The organism is Alkalicoccobacillus murimartini (genome assembly GCF_030813245.1).
Lineage (GTDB): Bacteria > Bacillota > Bacilli > Bacillales > Bacillaceae_D > Alkalicoccobacillus > Alkalicoccobacillus murimartini.
This window is the reverse complement of sequence record NZ_JAUSUA010000009.1, coordinates 49,536-67,631: the sequence shown is the minus strand read 5'-3', so window position 1 is coordinate 67,631 and position 18,096 is coordinate 49,536. Positions and strand designations below refer to the sequence as shown.

Here is an 18,096-nt window from a genome sequence, read left to right as displayed (position 1 = left end):
AGTTTCATGAATGGTAACAGCCTTCACCTCTTAGAGAGAATCTATACTTCATTCATTCTTGCTTTACGCACGTTTTTTTAATGGCATTGGCGTTCGATAGATAGGAATGGAAGCCCACTTTGGTGTGTTTCGCTTGATTTGAGCGACAATCACCGTCATATCATCTTCTATTAAGATCCCACGATCTGATCGGATGACCCTCTCAAGAATGATATCTGCCATCTCCTGTGGTTCAGCTACTTCCATCTCCGCAATCAATCGCTTCATCCACAGATCTTTGTTCTCCACATGAGAAGGCGAATCAAAAATACCGTCGCTTACCATGACTAAAATATCACCAGCCATTAACTGTTCACTCACTACGTCTACATCAAAATCTTGGAACATACCCATAGGAAGATTACTCGCATCAATCTTAATGACTTTATCTCCTCGTTTAATAAAAGTTGGAATGGACCCGATCTTCAAAAACTTTGCCTTAGCTGTCTGTAAGTCAATCATGGCCAAGTCAAGGGTCGAAAAGATCTCGTCTGTTGTCCTTAAAGATAAGACGGAATTGACCGATTTAATTGCCACCATTTCCTCAATTCCAGATTCTAAGACCTTCTGGAGAAGCTGTAACGTTTCCGTACTCTCTAAGTGGGCTCGTTCTCCATTACCCATTCCGTCACTGATTGCAATGGCATATTGGCCTGATCCCAGCTCAAGAGTAGAATAACTATCCCCCGATATCCATGCGCCCCCCTTGGCCACGTTGGCTACTCCTGTTTCGATCACAAACTGTTTCGCTGATCCAAAGGTCATATGACTATGTCCGTTTGAATAGAAATGAAGCTCTTCCTTTTGCATGACCACATTTTCATTTAGAAGAGAAGACAACATCGGTGCAATGATTTTTTCTCCTATGCCTTGCCCATTATCATAAGGCACACTTAACTCAATCTCAGCCTGACCTGGCTTCAAGCTATAAATATCTAAATGACCAACCTCCATCCCTGCGCCTCTAAGCATCTCCATTAGTTCTTCCTCTTGTTGAAAATGAGCCTCCTTTTCCTTTTGAATTTCTTTTGCAAAATCGCCCATTACTTGAGAGACTCCGAGTAATTGATCCGCGACTAATTTGCGGCTCTCCGATACTTGTTTTCTTAGCATCTGATTCACTTGATAGTGACTATGCTCAATGACGATCGCTTGAACCACCTTTTCTGGCCGGATACAATGCTTATTCCATTCGAGTTGAAGCAATTGATCTTTTATCTCACCATTTTTGGCTGTTTCCGTCATAATTTTATTCATCGAATCATACGTTTTACTAAAGTTCTGCACCCAGCACCGTTCTTTCTTGAAGCAGGTCTGGCACGTTTTTTCCGTAACATTGCTTAAAAAATAATCAACTTCCTTTTCATCGCGCTCCATATCTTCCTTTGGAGCAGGCATTTGAAAGCTTTTAGATAACGTTTGAAATAGGGTGGAAAATTGTTCGACTCGTCCTGCAGTCACATCACGTATTTTTCTTAGGTACTGTTGCTGCTCTGTCGCGTACTCAACTGTACCGGGTATGTAACGCGCAATGTTATGAATCACCCGATTAGGTGTCAGGAAAAACAAAGAAATCGCCACAAGCGTCTCTATTACGGTTGCAGAAATACCTGGTCCCCCTTCACCATACATGCCAATCAAAAGGGTCCCAACAAGCAGACCCACTGCCACTCCAACCTTTTTCCCTTCCTTCAGAAGTCCCCCTAACAAACCAGAAAACGCTAATAAACTCATTTGGTATAAGCTTGCGAGACTTGCGAGACTTAAAATCAATCCAGTCACAACCCCAACCGTTGACCCAATTGCCGCTCCTCCAACTAACCCAAATATCAAGAGTAGATACCTTGCAAGCACATGCTCGACGGTTACATCATTCCACGCCCAACCTACTGTACCCGTCATGACAGAAGCAAGGAGTATGATCAAACAAATGATCTCTTCGTTTTTTAATGGCCGTTGAACTCGTTTCACCGTTAAGAGTGGAACACTTTGAATAAAAATCATCGTAAGGATAAAGCTGAGGCCGGATTCAACCGCCGCCATCATAAGTGCATAACCAGATATGGTTCCTGATCCTATAAACACAATTCCAAGTCTTGAAAGTAAACTTGCAGCAAATACGAGATAAGGGAGAGCTTGTGTTTGATTAGGTACGAATCTGGTCACAGCTTTTTGAATAAGGATATACGCAATAATTCCAACAATCACAAAGCCAACCTGTCCATGGTAACTAAATATCGCACCTGCAACGAGAGAAAAAGAAGCAATGGCAGCTTTGTCACGCTTTAATAAATAGATAGCAGCTAGAAAAGGGAGAACAAAGGGTGTTAACTCTGTTAAAATAACAGCTCGTCCTAACAAAAAACCAATGACCGCAACGAGAAGCCCCCATTGATATAGAGCCGTATTCATACCAACAGCTACTTGGTGTTTTAGTGAATCTGTGGTTTTCTGATAGACTTGACCTACTCTGGCTACCCAAACAGGTTCACTCCATAACTTAACAGCCTTTCTTAACATAAGACCCACCACCCTATTAGATTCGTGGTCTCATTATAAACAGGGTTCAAAGCAAGAATTTGTCAGAATAACAGAAGGAAAAATAAAAATCGTTCGACTCAATTCGGCCAGATCTAGTGGAATGACACACAGATAGTAGCAAACTATGTATACCCGCGCGCATATTATCATTTATTTTAAGTACGTCTGCGATAATTTGGCATACGGTTTTAGGTTTATCTTTTTTTTGACGTGAAAAAGACTGATACATAGCCTTTAATCATGAAACGACAAAGAAGCTCGGTAGGATATATCCTACCGAGCTTCTTTGAAAAATCTAGTAATCTATAGCGGCGGAGGGGGTCGAACCCACGACCTCACGGGTATGAACCGTACGCTCTAGCCAGCTGAGCTACACCGCCAAATTATGCATCGCTCCGTTGGCGACAAGACTAAATATACCCTTTTGCGAATCACAAGTCAATCTTTTTTCAAGAAAAAAAGACAGACTATAAGTCTGTCTTCCATCTATTAATTAAGGAGCGTATCAATGCAGCAATCTACCCTCGTTTTGCACCACGACCACCACGTTTGGATTCTGTCTGCCTTTTGATCGTTGTCAGTCGTTCTTCACTATCCTTTAAGAAGCGACTAACTCTGTCTTCAAAAGTGACAGTTTGCCTAACGTTACCTCTGGGACTACGATTTCCACCTTGAGATCGATTTCCACCTTGAGGCCGACTATTATTATATGGCCGCGAAGGACGTGAGGCAGCACTAGGACGTGATGATGTCTGAGCTGGCGCACTTGCTGGGCGGTCTTGAGCCTTCCTAATGGATAACCCAATTTTCCCGTCTTTCTCTACATTTACGACTTTGACTAGGACTTCCTCGCCAACCTTCAAAAACTCATTAATGTCTTTTACATAGTTATCAGCAACCTCACTGATATGAACAAGTCCTGTTGTTCCGCCCGGTAATTCTACAAATGCACCGAAATGTGTAATACCTGTCACTTTGCCCTGCACCTTGCTGCCTGCTTCAATTGACATGAAAAGATAGATCCTCCTTAGATATCTGTAAAAAATCACTTTGAATTATAGTATACCCGAAAGCAAAAAAAGGTGTCAATCCGATGATGATTCTGGTAATTTATATAAAGTTTCTCCAGGACGTGTCAAAAAGTAGTCTCTCCTGAGTACTTCTCCTATGTAATCAGGATTATTGTAATTCTCAATCTCCTGTTCTAATCTCTCTTGCTCTGCAACAAGCGCTTCTTCCTCTTCTTTTAGAGTGGCTTGTTCTTCCTTTTTCTCGTTAATAGCTGAGGCTTGCGCAATTAACGTAGCGGAGATAATGCCTAGTAAGACCAAACCTATAATGCCAAGAGCACTTAAACGCCTAATTAACCCTTTACGCCTTTTAAGCTGTAGTTGCTTTTCTTGCTCACGTTGCTTAATATAGGCAGAATCTAATTCCCTTATGGTAGGTTGCTTGTTGGCCATCCCTGATCACCTCTTGTCTTTCTTTTTCCATACAGATCGGCCAACCTCCTTTATTTTCGTCAAAAAAGGCATGACCTTCTGCCACTGTTTTGTCCCACCGATCCATCTTGCTATCGGTCGAAACAACCACCATAATGGCTTCCATACAACTGAGCTTAGGACTAGACAAATCTTCCAAACTATAGTTAATACTATCATACAAAAGCTTAGAGCTAGATTCAATATCCATTTGATCGGCTTAACGATAATGTAATATACGCTTTTTTTAATGAAACGAATGATGCTGAGTACAAAAGCAATAAGCCTGTCCAGTACATAATTATAGACCGTTTGCAAAAGTGATCGATAGACAGCATAACCACAAAGTAATGCTGCAAACACATAAAATCTTAACTCGCCCAAATTTGATTGGTACAGCACATAAAATACAAGTAGGGCTTGGATACACCAAAACAAAAAATCTCGAATTGCCACAATCCAGCTAAATGAACGAGGCTGATAAAGAAGCTTCCCATACGTATCAAGAGAAGCCCCCAGCCATACCCCCATTGTAATCATCGACAACATGGTCTGGAGCTGTATGGTCAAACTCACTTAAATAACTTCCCTAAAAATCCTTTAGATTTATCCTGTTGATTCTGATCTAAGTAAATCATATCATGAATCTTTCCTTCTATAGAGACAAATCCTTGCTCCACATTCAAGTTTTTCATGTGAAGGTTTTGACCTCGTACAGAAAGAAAGCCCATCGTTGTCTCCATCAAGAACTCTTCGTTATCAAAGCTTTCTACCTGTTTTACTCCTGTAATATCAAGCTGCTTACGACCAATTAAGGTTACATCATGATCCTTTGTTTCACTCGCTCTTCCCATCGGTGCCCCAAATTCAAACTGGTCCATCCCGATTCCTCCTCCAACAACTTTAGTACTTAAGAATATGTTTGTTGGCGGAGAAATAGAACAAGCCATCACGCACTATATACGCGCAGAAAAGCTGTCGCCCGAAAGCGAACAGCTTACTACAACGTTTATCTTTAACCTTTTAAGAATTGGACAATTTCATGATTTACTTTCTCTTTTTCTTCAAAAACTAGACCATGCCCACTATTTTCAAAAGGAACGACCTTTGATTCAGCAATGCCTTCATTCAAAAATGTTGTAAACTCAAATGGACAAATCTCATCATTCTTACCATGAAGGATTAAAGTTGGCACATGGACACTTGCTAAATCAGCTCGTCCATCTTCATCTCGTAATGCTTCCGCTGAATGAATCGTTGCATGCGGTGTAGCAGTCAAACCGAGTCGTAAGAACCAATCGTTAAACGCTTCAGACATGTCTTGATGAAAGAACATCCCACCAAAATCTTTTAGCATCGCCGGACGATCCTTCTTCAAGTTCGATATAATATCATCGACTCCAGACTTCTCAAGACCATGTGGGTATTCATCCCTTTGCGTAAAGATAGGAGCCGCAGCACCTAAGAGAATTAAGTTGGAAATTGGATTTTCTTTGTATTTAGCCAAGTAGCGAATGGCAATCGGTCCGCCCATTGAAAAACCAGCTAGTGCTGCATCTTTTAACTCAAGCTTTGTCACAACTGCGTGGACATCTGCTGCTATCGTGTCATAATCATACCCCGACCACGGCGCATCCGATTTGCCGTATCCTCTAAGGTCTATGCCTATGAATCTGTACCCGTGCTTTGGTAACTCTATTTGTTGATACTCAAACATTTTGTGACTGACTGGCCATCCATGAATAAAAACGATCGGCTTTCCTTCACCTACGTCCTCTACATACACGTTCACATTCGGCTCAACTTCTATATAATGCCCCATTCATTTCATCTCCTCATGCAGAAATATACTCATCTATTCTTATATGTACCCTTCGAAATCATCCTTAAAACGGATTGATCAACTTTAAGGGCATCATCATTTTATGAAAAGTGCATAGTGCCATGACATAAACGATAGTAAAACAAAATGAAGCTAGGACAGAATGTAGGGCCTAACCATAATGTTGTCTGACACATCATTGTTAGGCCCTTTTTATATGATTAGAATGAAAGAGTTCCATAGAAATTTACTTTAATTATTGTGGACACTGATGAGTCTACGCTGCGAGTTAGCAAAGGTGGGTTTAGAGATGATCCGAATTCTAGTTCTGCGCTTTCTCTCCCGAAAATGGGGCACTTACCTGAGGTCAGGCATAGAAAAATTAAGGAATAATAGAGACGGGTGTACCAATAGAGACGAGCTTAGATAGCTCTAGAACATCATTGTTGTACATTCTGATACAGCCATGTGAGACTGACTTGCCTATGGAAGAGGGATCATTTGTACCATGAATCCCATAATGCGGTTTTGACAAACCCATCCAAAAGGCACCAAATGGTCCTCCAGGATTTACTTGTTTATTTACAATCGTAAATTGACCATACGGCGTCGTTGTAGCCAGCTTTCCTAAGGCAACTGGATATGTTTTCGACACCTGGCCGTCTTCAAACAAAGTCAGCTGATGAGTAGATTGCTTCACAGTTATGGACCGAGTCGGCATAAACATCCCTCCTACTGCATCTTATGCAGCAACAAAATGAAGAATGTATGCTGTCCTACCTAAGCATCAACTGATTGATTTGTTCTAACTAAACTCAGAAAAACGATAACCGCCCCTATCTCGCATATCAGAATAATAATCGCCATGGGAAGAGCAGTTGAACTTCCCGCAATGCCCACAAACGGTGCTGCTGCAGCACCTATGATGTACTGCATAAGCCCTAGGAGTGCCGCTGCACTTCCTGCACTTTTTTGCTGATCCCGCATTGCCAACGAGAAGCAAGATGGCCCAACAATACCTACACTCGAAACAGCGAGAAACAAGCCAATCATCACTAGAATTAACTGGTTGGTAAACAAGACAGCGAGAAGTAAAATAAACGCGCCAATTGTTGCTATCATTAAACCCACAGCAAGTAAGCGCTTCTCTCCAAAACGACCGGCCAGGCGCCCGGTCGCTTGCGATGCAAGAATCAATCCTGCACCGTTCACCGCAAAAAGATACCCATAGGTTTGCGCACTTACATCATATACATTTTGAAGAACAAAAGAAGAACCTGAGATATATGAAAACATCCCTGCACCTACAAGTCCTTGAGTAGCAGCATAACCGATAAAAAGCTTGTTCCGTACGAGCCCTTTAAATGTTTGAGCTAACTCTTGCAACCCGCCTGTTGAACGATTTTCAGGGGCTAATGTATCTGGAAGTCCAAGAATGACAGAGATCATCACGATCATTCCAATACCTGCTAAAACAAAAAATACTCCCTGCCACGGCATCCACTGGAGCAACTGTCCCCCAACAACTGGAGCCAATATTGGCGCGGTACCAGTAATCAGCATTAGCATTGCAAAAAACTTTGTTAACTCCGCTCCAGAGTATAAATCTCGAATACTCGCCCTTGATAATACAATTCCCGCTGCACCAGCTAGTCCTTGAATAAAACGCAGTATGATTAGCATCCATATAGAAGGAGATAGAGCACATAATATAGAAGAAATAATATATGCAACGAGTGCAATGACTAGTGGCCCTTTCCTACCACGAACATCACTAATTGGACCAACAATGATTTGACCAAGAGCAAGCCCTAAGAGACAAGCCGTAAGACTAAGCTGTGTAAATGAAGCACTTGTGACGAAATCCTGTTCGATCTGTGGGAAAGCAGGAAGATACATATCAATGGTTAATGGACCAAATGCAGCTAAGCTTCCTAAGATTAATAATGTCCTTAAAAATGGAATGGATCGTTTTTGAGTTGCTTCATCTATTTGGTTCATGTCACATCATCCTTTTTTATCAATAGCTCTACTTTACCCCTTGGTCGAAATCATCAGCAAGAAAAAAATATAAAAAAGTGGTTTACCTATTTAAAGCAGCGGGTATTATAGTTTTAACGTTTTGAAATCGCTCTTTTTTTTGCTTATGTTCGTGACGCAATTCAGACGATTCGGTCGTTTTCTCGCTATTAATCTATGAACAACGCACCTCTTCCTCTTCTCACACTCTTTCAAGCCCAATGGTAGGCTTATATGCCACCTCAGACGTTTTGTCATAGGATAACGCTTTTGATACGCTAATATAGTGCAAATCGTGAAAAATATAACATAGAGATATTATTTTTTACATTTATACCAAATTAGAAGGGGTTGGTTTTTTGAAAAGGAAATTAGGATACATATGTACAGGTTTACTATCTGTTGTTTTACTTGGTGCTTGTTCAAGCGTAGGTGGAGACACCCTTGAGAATATCCAAGATGAAGGTAAAGTAACTGTAGGAGTAGCGAACGAACGCCCTTATGGTTATGAAGAAAGTGATGGCGGAGTAACTGGAGCTTCAGTAGAAGTTGCAAGAGCTGTCTTTGAGGAACTTGGTGTAGATGAATTAGAAGGTACGGTCGTTGAGTTTGATGCACTTATTAATGGAGTAAATTCCCGTAACTTTGATGCTGTTACAGCAGGCGTCTATGTCACTCCTGAACGTTGTGAGAATGCCATTTTCTCACAGCCTGACTATCGAATTGGAGAAGGACTAGCCGTAGCACCTGGTAATCCACATGACATTAAAAGCTACCAAGACTTAGCTGATAATCCAGACTTAACGGTTACAGTGATGTCTGGTGCAATTGAATTAGAATATTTACGTGCGATGGGCGTCGATGAATCACAAATTGATCAAGTATCTAGTATTACAGATAACATCTCTGCTTTAACTTCAGGTCGAACAGATTCTATCACTATGACTGATCTTACCCTTCGTACAGCTTTAGAAGATCAAGATAATGATAACATTGAAATTGTTGAAGACTTCGAACAGCCTGTCATTGATGGCGAAGAGGTTTATGGTTATGGAGCAGCTGTTTTTCACCCAGATGATGAAGATCTAAGAGATGCCTACAATGAAAAGCTAGAAGAATTAAAAGAATCCGGACGTGTATTAGAGATTATGGAACCGTTTGGTTTTACGGAAGATAATATGGTTACGGATGTAACAACGGAAGAGCTTTGCGCAGGATAACACAATAATTAGCTTTATAGCTTTGATTAAGAGGGATGTCTCTACCACTTAGAAGCCGTTTTTCACAGGTCGGCTGCTATGAGATATCCCTGTTTTTGTTTAATTGAACCGTTAGGAGTGAACCAATTGAGCACAATGGACATTGTACAAGTACTAATGCGAGGATTGCCAACAACCATTTCACTTCTCTTAACGGCAACCGCTCTTGCCTTCACCATTGCTTTTATTGCAGGAATATCTAGAGTATCGAAGTATAAATTTGTTCGCGTTGGTACATTGATTTATGTAGAATTTTTTAGAGGTACCTCCTTACTCATCCAACTGTTTTGGTTGTACTATGTGTTACCAGAAGCATTTGGTATTCGTTTAGACCCTTTTCTTGCCGGGGTCATAACATTAGGTCTGAATTACGGAGCATACGGATCAGAGATTGTCAGAAGTTCAATTCTTTCCGTACCAAAGGGACAGACAGAAGCAGGGATTGCTTTAAATATGTCTAGTAGGCAACAGATGTTCCGGTTGATCTTGCCACAGGCATTTCGAACAATGATTCCTGGCTTAACAAATAACTCGATTGAATTATTAAAAGGTACCTCTCTCGTTGCTTTAATTACGTTGCAGGACATGATGTATTGGGGACAGAATTTAAGAGGGGCTGATATCAGTCTCGCACTACCCGTTTTTGCAATCTTACTAGTCATGTATTTCTTAGTTGCGTTACCTCTTATCCTTCTCTCAAAATACTTCGAGAAAAGAGCATCACGGGGGGTGGCTAGCACATGATCGATTGGCAGGTAGTTGTAGATTCCTTCCCAGTTATTTTTAGAGCAATGTTTGTGACACTCGGAATTACACTAGGAGCGTATGCCGTTTCAGTTACTTTTGGTTTAGTACTGACTCTTCTAGGTCGCTCATCATTTAAGCCACTATCTTGGGCGGTATATGGTTTTGTACAATTCGTCAGGAGTACACCTCCTCTTGTTCAATTGTTTTTTGTTTATTATGCATGGCCACAAATTCCAGTAGTAGGTGTCTCTATGAGTGCCGTTACAGCAGGTGTTGCCACACTTGGTATTCACTATGCTACCTACTTATCTGAAATCTATCGATCAGGAATTAATTCGGTTCCTAAAGGGCAATGGGAAGCTGGTCGCGCCTTGAATTTCGGCCGAACAAAGACGTGGGTTAATATTATCTTGCCACAGGCCATTCCACCTGTTATTCCTATGATGGGGAACTACTTAATTGTCTTATTTAAAGAAACTCCATTGTTAATGGCTATCTCTGTTTATGAGATGCTAGCAGCCGCTCGTGAAATTGGTGCATCAAACTTCCAATATACAGAGGTTTATACGATCGTTGGTCTGTTATTCCTTCTCCTAAGTTATCCGTCCTCTCTGCTTGTTGGTTATGCAGAGAAACGTATGAACACTCGCATTAGCAGAAAAGCCAAAAAAGTTGAAAAGGAGCAAGCATCGACATGACACAACCAATCGTTCAATTTAAAGGTATTAAGAAGTCCTTTGATGAATTAGAAGTAATGAAAGATTTTACACTTGATGTGGATCCTGGTGAGATTGTTTCAATTATCGGACCAAGTGGATCTGGTAAAACAACCATTATTCGTATGCTAATGACACTTGAGAAACCATCAGGAGGAGACATCATAGTTGAAGGTGAAAATCTCTGGAAAATGGAATCAAAAGGAAAGATGGTTCCTGCTGATGAAAAGCATTTGCGAAAGGTTCGCTCAAATGTTGGCATGGTGTTTCAGCACTTTAACCTTTTTCCACATATGACGATTCTCAGAAACTGTACGGAGGCACCCATTCATGTACTAGGTCTCTCAAAAAAAGAGGCAGAGACACGAGCAATAGAAATGCTTGAAAAGGTTGGCCTTGGTGATAAGGTAGATAACTACCCTGTACAACTCTCAGGGGGCCAGCAGCAGCGTGTGGCCATTGCACGCGCATTGGTGATGCGACCTAAAGTCATGCTGTTTGATGAGCCAACCTCTGCTCTTGATCCAGAGCTAGTAGGCGAGGTATTAGCCGTCATTAAGGATCTTGCGCAGCAAGGTGATATGTCCATGATTCTTGTAACCCATGAAATGGACTTTGCTTGGCAGGTCTCTGACCGTATTGTATTTATTGCAGATGGTCAGTTGGTTGAGCACGGTAAACCAAGTGAAGTGCTTGATAATCCAAAAAGCGATCGACTGCGTAACTTCCTTGAACGCTTCCGCACACAGGTATAATAGCAAAAGCAGTGTTACATGCTTGAAGACACGATAGGTGCTGACAGAACTGTTTTATTCATTATAAAAACCGAACCATCATGCTGCTTAATGAGCATAATGGTTCGGTTTTTTTCTATCATAATTATCAAGGGGAGGGCTACCGCTCCGGACATACACTCCGCTGGTTTAGGCTGATGAGTACGAAGATTTGAGTTACTTATAGGTTGGCAAAGTTTTACTGTAAATATTAAATAAATTTGATTTGTTCGCTTTTACACTCATACATTTTGTTATGTCCCAGTCCTCTACTTCACTAGGTATATTCTTTAAATCTTCCTTTAAATTTAAAGCACCGTGATCTTTAGCTATGCACCTTCTGCCCATCAGAGACAGATACGGTCTCTTTATTTGAGGGCTTTTGCCTTCGTATGTTCAACGTCTGTCTCCGGACGTTTATTATGTTGGATTTTTCTTTTAATCATAATCCCAATAAAGAGCAAAACAGCAATACCTAAAAAGATATACGTTAGATAGGAATCAATTAAATTCTCTGCCGCTCTTCCATAGAAATAAAACAAAAAACCGACAGCATAAAACTTTACGGCTCGACCAAGGGCCGCATAACCGATCAGTTTCCATAAGGAGAATTTCATCGCTCCCGCCATGATCGTAAAAACCTTAAAAGGGATTGGAGTAAATGCACCAATTAGTATAGCTGCTTCTCCATTTTTGGTGAACAATGCTTGAGCTTTCTCTAAGGCATTCTTTTTGAGGAACTTCTGAAGAACTGAATCTCCCAGCAAGTGCCCAATTAAGTATCCAAGTGGTGTACCTAACATACAGGCCACATATCCAACCGTCGCAAGCCACAGTGCTTGAGAAGGGTTAATGAGGCTGAGTGATACCTGTAGAAAGAAAGCAGGGATTGGAAAAATAACAGCATCTGCGAAGGCATGAATAAACAGGCCCCATGCTCCAAAATCCCGTAAGAAATCTAATATTGCATCAATCAAACCTTCTCGCCCCTCTCATGAAACCCACACCTTGTTGCTTCTTTATCTATACTCTTATTATTACATATTCTTTCGCATGATAATATGACAAAATGATACGCACATGCAAAGAGCATTAATGTAAATTTTTCCCTTACGTTTCTTGCTTATGGTTATTCCGTTTGGTATGATACGTTCGACTGGATTTATCACCCAGTCCACAAAAAAAGCCCATTAGAAGGGCTTATTCTGTGCTAGCTGTTCTGTTTTTTTGATTCTGGTGGTCCATTTCAGAAAAACAGGAGGTGATGTAAAGTGGCACAACAGATTTTGTGTGAAGTCTCAACCTGTACACATTGGGCTGGAGACAACCATTGCGGCGCTTCAGAAATTTATGTGGTAAATCACCACGATAAATCGAAAGCAACAGATTCCGCAGAAACAGATTGTAAGACATTTGAGGTTCGATAACCCTCAAAACTAGAAGAGACGTGGCAGCGTCTCTTCTTTTTAGTGTGTACCTGCGTGCACGGGATCTTCTTTTTTGAGTAATTCTTCATTTTTCTTCGCAAATCGCTCATTATGTGAGGAAACATAAGCTTGTGACGTTGCATCTGGTTCAATAAATAACTTGGCTTGGTTAATGGCTTTTGCTCCATCAACATAGGCACCGGCAATCAGACGAAGTTTTCCGTCATTATTCACTAAGTCACCTGCAGCAAATACACCAGGCACACTCGTTTCCATCTTCTCGTTCACCGCGAGAATGCCTTCATTTGTATCAAAGGTTAATGGGCTTTCTAAAAGGAAATCAAGATCCATCTTGTAGCCATGATTCACAATGACAGCATCAACTTGTTGCTCTAATAATTCATTGGTTTCAAGATGTTTTAATGTTACACGTTCAATCGCTGTACCTGCCTCATCACCATGCAGCTCTTCTACACAATATGGTGTGAGGACTTCGACACTTGAATTCCTCATATGAATCACATTGCTTTCGTGTCCCCCAAACTCATCTCTACGGTGAACAACCTTTACAGAGGCCGCAAGTGGTTCAAGTGCATTCGCCCAGTCCACAGCAGAGTTGCCTCCACCAGATATAAGTACATGTTTGTCTTTAAACTTATCAAGCTGCTGTACAGTGTAGTGCAGGTTTGTGACCTCGTACCGATCAGCACCTTCAATTTCTAGCTTAGCTGTTTTAAAGATTCCATGTCCTACAGCCAGAACAATACACTTTGAGTAGTGGGTCTCACCCGATGTACCTTTCAGAAGAAAGATTCCATCCTCTCGTCGTGTCAGCTCTGTAATCTGCTCACTTGTGCAGATTGTGGGTTCAAAGGTTCTTGCCTGGTCATTTAAATTGGTTAATACCTGCTGTCCCGGTGTAGGCGGCAATCCTCCAATATCCCAGATAATTTTCTCAGGATAAAGTAAAATCTTGCCTCCCAGCTCTGCTTGATATTCCACAATCTTGGTTTTCATAGCACGCATCCCGCTGTAAAATGCACTATATAATCCAGCAGGCCCGCCGCCTATAATGGTCACATCAAATACATCTTCATGAGTCGACACAAGTACCCCTCCTGATTCCTGTCCAGTTTCATCTATAGTTGTAGCTTTTCATTAAAAATGATTCTCATTCTTAATTATAACAAGCTTTTTCTCATCTGAAAAGAGACTAGACAAGGAGGAGTATGAAAAACTTGGATACAAAGGTTTAAACGATCCTATTTTTTCTCACAAGTAACTGGAGACCAAAAGCTCGTCTTCTCCAAAACCACACCGTCGCTTTGATCAAAGTTATCAAAACATCCTTCTATGATCTGCATATTCTCTTGATGGTTTCTTCCAATCAACAAAAAAAGTAGAATAAAGGTGATGATTAAGATTGCACTGCCAATGATAAGAATCATTTTATTCCGTTTGTTTTTATTCATTTACACCCCTCCTAATCTACTATAAATACTACTATTCATTATAGTATATTCCTTTAACTACAAGAAAAGGCATCTCACATTTAATAGGAGATGCCTTTTTGTTAAGCCGTTTTTTTAATTGGTTTTTCTGATGCCTCCGTTGTATATGCCGCATGCTGCTCTTGAACAAAGATCACTGCTATTCCGCCTATCACTGCCGCAACACCTAGCGCCATAAAATTATATTGCGGTTGCAGGTTCATTGTTAAGAGAACCGCAACAAATGTTGGAGCTACTATTCCCCCAATACGACCAAAGGCGATAGTGCTTCCTAACGCCGTAGAGCGCATGGTAGAGGGATAATATTGCGAAACAAAGGCATTAGATAGATTTTGAACACCTAAGGAAGAAGCGCCGATAATAGCTAGCAGGATAAACACAATGACTGCATTTGTTGTCATACCTACAAAGGATAAAGCAATAGCACCAGTGAAAAACAGTGGAACCATCACCTTTTTAAAGCCTACCTTATCTACCACTCGTCCAAAAATAAGTGTTCCGACAATCGCACCCAACTGCAATACCGCAGTAAAGAGCAAACTCGAGCTTAAGTCATTACCAGCCTGCATCATCAAGGTTGGCAGCCACGTATTTAATGCATAAATCAAGACAAAGGCACAAAAACATGAGGTCCAGAACATAAGAGTACTGAAGGCACGCTTTTCCTTAAATAAATGGATCACTGGTGATCCCGATTTCGGTCGAACAGGTCTCTCTAATTTCACACTGCTTAAATCCTCATCAGGTGCAATTTTCTGCAAAATATTTTTTGCTTCCTGTTCTCGATCCTTTAATAATAAAAAGACGATTGATTCTGGGATATGCTTAATCAGAAAAGGAAGAAATAAAATAGGTATACCCGCTATCCAAAAAACAGGTTGCCATCCGAATTCAGGTAGCAAGGATCGGCTTGCTAATGCAGCAATAATAGCACCTAGTGAATACCCACAAAAAACAAAAGAGATTAATGCTGCGCGAACCCGTTTTGGTGCATACTCCGTTGTTAATGCAATTACATTAGGCATAACGCCACCAAGTCCTAGTCCTGCAATGACACGAAACACAATAAAGACATACTCATTTGGCGCGAATCCAGATAAAATCGTAAATAAACTAAATAATAGCGTTGTGCCAATAATCACTTTCTTTCGACCATACTTATCTGCTAATATTCCACAAAGTATAGTCCCTACCGCCATTCCTATTACCGTATAACTGCCAATAGACCCAGCTAAAAGATCTGTAATTCCCCAGTCCTCAATAAGCGAAGGAACAACAGCCCCGTATACAACTACATCATATCCATCGAATAAAATAATCAAAAAGAGCCAAAAAATAAAAAGGATATGAAACGGACGAATCTTGCTCCTATCTATGATAGCCGTTGGATTTATTGTTTCCATCTATTCACCCTACTCTCTCTGCTAAACTGTGTATAAGTATACATTATAAGCTAGAGTCTATTCAGAAGAAAAGGGCAAATTCCAATAAATTTAGTAGAGAATAAGAAAGAAGCAAGTCATACGATCATGACTTGCTTCTCATACTACTACAATTGTTGATCATCTACTTCGTCTAACCAGGCTTCAATTTCGCCGATGACGGAAGAGACACAACCCTCTTCAAATGGTGAACGTAATCCGGCTACCTCAACAAGCTTCAGGAATGACATGCTGCCTCCCTTTTGACAGAGCGTTAAATAATGACTCCAGGCTTTTGACTGGTCTTCGTTCATTTGTTGCCAGAACTGCAAAGCACAAATTTGCGCAAGAGTATAATCAATATAATAGAAAGGCACTTGATATATATGAGCCTGTCTTTGCCAGAAACCTCCCGCTTCTAAATACGCATTGCCGTCATACTTACGATGAGGCAGGTATCTCTCTTCTAGCTTACTCCAATAGAGCTTTCTCTCAGCTGGTGTGGCTTCAGGGTTTGCATAAATAAAGTGCTGAAATTCATCAACAGCTACCCCATAAGGGATAAACAGCAATGAGTCGGCCAAATGGGAAAATTTATATTTCTCCGTATCCTCTTTGAAAAACAGCTCCATCCACGGCCAAGCAAAAAACTCCATACTCATTGAGTGTATCTCTGCAGCCTCCATAGTAGGAAAGCTGTATTCTGGCACACCAAGATGTCGGCTTTGGAATACTTGAAAGGCATGTCCCGCTTCATGAGTCAGCACATCAATATCACCTGATGTCCCATTAAAGTTAGAGAAGATAAAAGGTGAGCCGTATTCAGGCAGGAATGTACAGTAACCTCCGCTCTCCTTCCCTTTTTTGCTAAGTAGGTCCATCAACTCATTTTTGATCATATAGCTGAAGAATTCATCTGTTTCCTTGGAGAGTTCTTTATACATCACTTTGCCGTTTTCAATAATCCATTCGGCATCTCCCTTAGGTACGGCATTACCTGTCTGGAAGGTAATGCTCTCATCGTAGTATTTCAGGGTGTCTACACCTATTCGCTTTTGCTGACGCTCTCTCAATTTCGTTGCAACCGGTACGATGTAATCCTGGACCTGTTGCCTGAAATTCGCAACCATCTCTGCGTCATAATCCGTACGACTCATTCGTGCATAACCAAGCTCTACGTAATTGTCGTAGCCAAGCTTTTGAGCCATACGTGTGCGAACTTGAACTAAGTCATCATAAATACGGTCTAACTTCTCCTCATTCTCAGCCAAAAAACCAAACTTAGCCGAAGAAGCTTGCCTACGTTCATCACGATTTGTTGACTGCTCATATGGGGTAAGTTGAGCCAACGTGCGTTCTTTACCATCAAACTCAATCTTTGCTGAAGCAATGAGCTGACCGTACTCTGTAGTTAATTTGTTCTCAAGCTGAAGCTCAGGGATAATTTCCGGTCTAAATGTTTTGAGCTTTAGCTCCGCCAATTTAAATAGTTGAATACCCCATTTTTCCTCAAGTTCTTTTCGGAAGGGCGTCTGCACTAATGCTTGATAATAATCGGTCGTAAACTCCTGTATAACGGGCATGACCTCATCTATGTAATCCTTCTCTGCCTTGTAATAAGCGTCCTCTGTATCAATGGAATGACGGATTGATACTAGATTTGCTTGTGTATCAAGCCAGTTTGAATAGGCTTGAAGGGATTTTAACGCCTCTATCTGCTCTTCGACCGTTGTGGACTCTTTAAATAACTGGATATGCTCAGCAAAGGCCTGTTCTACTTCTTCCTTTTCTGGACGTTCATATGGCATTTCTGAAAATTTCATGAGTAAACACCCTCTCTAATTGTTTTATATATTCTACAAAAGCAACGCCTTTTCCTCTTTACATTAAGGAGAAATAACTCGATATGGGACTGGAGAAGTGAGCACCGTTGAGGTATTAATATTTCCAAATGGAATGAGCCGATCTATTAACATCGTCATACCGTTCATATCACTAACAGCCGCCTTTAAAAAATAACTGACTTCTCCTGTTACCCGATGACATTCGATAATTGCCTGTTCTTGTTGGACCATAGCCTCGAACTCTTGGATCGGTACTTTTAGTGTACTCACTTGAATAATAAGCATGATTTCTCTACCGATGGCTGGAAGTGAAATCCTCGCTGTAAATGCTTCAATTATGCCTCTTTCTTGCAGCCTGACTAATCGTTCTGCTGTACTTGGTCGGCTTAAAGCCAAAAGCTTAGAAAGTTCACTAACTGTGATTCGTGCATCTTCTTGAATCAAGGCAATTATTTTCTGATCGATAAGGTCCATTTCTCACTCCTCCTTCACTTTA

19 protein-coding genes and 1 tRNA gene are annotated in these 18,096 nt (G+C 41.0%); 5 read left to right on the top strand and 15 right to left on the bottom strand.

Annotated elements, in window-relative coordinates; translation table 11 throughout:
* Positions 1-63: 63 nt before the first annotated feature.
* The 9 genes from spoIIE to J2S05_RS19740 all read right to left on the bottom strand — a co-directional run bounded on the left by spoIIE (position 64) and on the right by J2S05_RS19740 (position 7,884).
* Positions 64-2,559, bottom strand: a complete 2,496-nt coding sequence (gene spoIIE, locus J2S05_RS19780) for a stage II sporulation protein E (RefSeq protein ID WP_306985921.1) — start codon at positions 2,557-2,559, stop codon at positions 64-66.
* A gap of 327 nt (positions 2,560-2,886) precedes the next feature.
* A tRNA-Met gene (locus tag J2S05_RS19775) sits at positions 2,887-2,960 on the bottom strand.
* 138 nt (positions 2,961-3,098) lie between these two features.
* Positions 3,099-3,590: a S1 domain-containing RNA-binding protein gene (locus J2S05_RS19770; RefSeq protein ID WP_306985919.1), complete on the bottom strand. Its 492-nt coding sequence runs from the start codon at positions 3,588-3,590 to the stop codon at positions 3,099-3,101.
* A 75-nt stretch (positions 3,591-3,665) separates the two neighbouring features.
* The gene (locus J2S05_RS19765; RefSeq protein ID WP_306985917.1) at positions 3,666-4,043 is read right to left on the bottom strand and encodes an FtsB family cell division protein; all 378 of its coding nucleotides are present in this window, start codon (positions 4,041-4,043) and stop codon (positions 3,666-3,668) included.
* Between the two features lie 6 nt (positions 4,044-4,049).
* Positions 4,050-4,637 (bottom strand): spore cortex biosynthesis protein YabQ, encoded by a 588-nt coding sequence (gene yabQ / locus J2S05_RS19760; RefSeq protein WP_306985915.1) that lies wholly within the window; start codon positions 4,635-4,637, stop codon positions 4,050-4,052.
* On the bottom strand, positions 4,634-4,942 hold the full coding sequence (yabP, locus tag J2S05_RS19755) for a sporulation protein YabP (RefSeq protein WP_306985913.1): 309 nt from the start codon (positions 4,940-4,942) through the stop codon (positions 4,634-4,636). The genes yabQ and yabP overlap by 4 nt, the downstream gene beginning before the upstream one ends.
* Before the next feature lie 134 nt (positions 4,943-5,076).
* Positions 5,077-5,883: an alpha/beta fold hydrolase gene (locus J2S05_RS19750; protein WP_306985911.1), complete on the bottom strand. Its 807-nt coding sequence runs from the start codon at positions 5,881-5,883 to the stop codon at positions 5,077-5,079.
* A gap of 382 nt (positions 5,884-6,265) precedes the next feature.
* Positions 6,266-6,604, bottom strand: a complete 339-nt coding sequence (locus J2S05_RS19745) for a L,D-transpeptidase (RefSeq protein WP_306985910.1) — start codon at positions 6,602-6,604, stop codon at positions 6,266-6,268.
* A gap of 59 nt (positions 6,605-6,663) precedes the next feature.
* The gene (locus tag J2S05_RS19740; RefSeq protein ID WP_306985908.1) at positions 6,664-7,884 is read right to left on the bottom strand and encodes a multidrug effflux MFS transporter; all 1,221 of its coding nucleotides are present in this window, start codon (positions 7,882-7,884) and stop codon (positions 6,664-6,666) included.
* A gap of 377 nt (positions 7,885-8,261) precedes the next feature.
* Between J2S05_RS19740 and ehuB the strand changes: the two genes are divergently transcribed.
* The 4 genes from ehuB (at position 8,262) to ehuA (ending at position 11,379) form a co-directional block, all read left to right on the top strand.
* Positions 8,262-9,122 (top strand): ectoine/hydroxyectoine ABC transporter substrate-binding protein EhuB, encoded by an 861-nt coding sequence (gene ehuB / locus J2S05_RS19735; RefSeq protein ID WP_306985906.1) that lies wholly within the window; start codon positions 8,262-8,264, stop codon positions 9,120-9,122.
* A 135-nt stretch (positions 9,123-9,257) separates the two neighbouring features.
* On the top strand, positions 9,258-9,905 hold the full coding sequence (gene ehuC, locus J2S05_RS19730; RefSeq protein ID WP_306985956.1) for an ectoine/hydroxyectoine ABC transporter permease subunit EhuC: 648 nt from the start codon (positions 9,258-9,260) through the stop codon (positions 9,903-9,905).
* Positions 9,902-10,606, top strand: coding sequence for an ectoine/hydroxyectoine ABC transporter permease subunit EhuD (ehuD, locus tag J2S05_RS19725; RefSeq protein ID WP_306985904.1), 705 nt, complete (start codon positions 9,902-9,904; stop codon positions 10,604-10,606). Before ehuC ends, ehuD begins: the two co-directional genes overlap by 4 nt.
* Complete coding sequence (gene ehuA / locus J2S05_RS19720) at positions 10,603-11,379, top strand: ectoine/hydroxyectoine ABC transporter ATP-binding protein EhuA (protein ID WP_306985903.1); 777 nt, start codon at positions 10,603-10,605, stop codon at positions 11,377-11,379. The genes ehuD and ehuA overlap by 4 nt, the downstream gene beginning before the upstream one ends.
* A gap of 386 nt (positions 11,380-11,765) precedes the next feature.
* Here ehuA and J2S05_RS19715 read toward each other — a convergent pair whose 3' ends face one another.
* The gene (locus J2S05_RS19715; protein WP_306985901.1) at positions 11,766-12,374 is read right to left on the bottom strand and encodes a YqaA family protein; all 609 of its coding nucleotides are present in this window, start codon (positions 12,372-12,374) and stop codon (positions 11,766-11,768) included.
* Positions 12,375-12,668: 294 nt separating this feature from the next.
* Here J2S05_RS19715 and J2S05_RS19710 point away from each other — a divergent pair, with 294 nt between their 5' ends.
* Positions 12,669-12,824: a DUF1540 domain-containing protein gene (locus J2S05_RS19710; protein WP_306985899.1), complete on the top strand. Its 156-nt coding sequence runs from the start codon at positions 12,669-12,671 to the stop codon at positions 12,822-12,824.
* 39 nt (positions 12,825-12,863) lie between these two features.
* Here the strand turns inward: J2S05_RS19710 and J2S05_RS19705 are convergent, their stop codons facing one another.
* The 5 genes from J2S05_RS19705 to J2S05_RS19685 all read right to left on the bottom strand — a co-directional run bounded on the left by J2S05_RS19705 (position 12,864) and on the right by J2S05_RS19685 (position 18,074).
* A complete protein-coding gene (locus J2S05_RS19705) occupies positions 12,864-13,931 on the bottom strand; it encodes an NAD(P)/FAD-dependent oxidoreductase (RefSeq protein ID WP_306985898.1) in 1,068 nt (355 codons plus the stop codon).
* A gap of 155 nt (positions 13,932-14,086) precedes the next feature.
* Positions 14,087-14,296, bottom strand: a complete 210-nt coding sequence (locus J2S05_RS19700) for a hypothetical protein (protein ID WP_306985897.1) — start codon at positions 14,294-14,296, stop codon at positions 14,087-14,089.
* 101 nt (positions 14,297-14,397) lie between these two features.
* Positions 14,398-15,738, bottom strand: a complete 1,341-nt coding sequence (locus J2S05_RS19695; protein WP_306985896.1) for an MFS transporter — start codon at positions 15,736-15,738, stop codon at positions 14,398-14,400.
* A 146-nt stretch (positions 15,739-15,884) separates the two neighbouring features.
* Complete coding sequence (locus J2S05_RS19690; RefSeq protein WP_306985894.1) at positions 15,885-17,579, bottom strand: M3 family oligoendopeptidase; 1,695 nt, start codon at positions 17,577-17,579, stop codon at positions 15,885-15,887.
* A gap of 63 nt (positions 17,580-17,642) precedes the next feature.
* Positions 17,643-18,074, bottom strand: a complete 432-nt coding sequence (locus J2S05_RS19685) for an Lrp/AsnC family transcriptional regulator (protein ID WP_306985892.1) — start codon at positions 18,072-18,074, stop codon at positions 17,643-17,645.
* Positions 18,075-18,096: the final 22 nt, after the last annotated feature.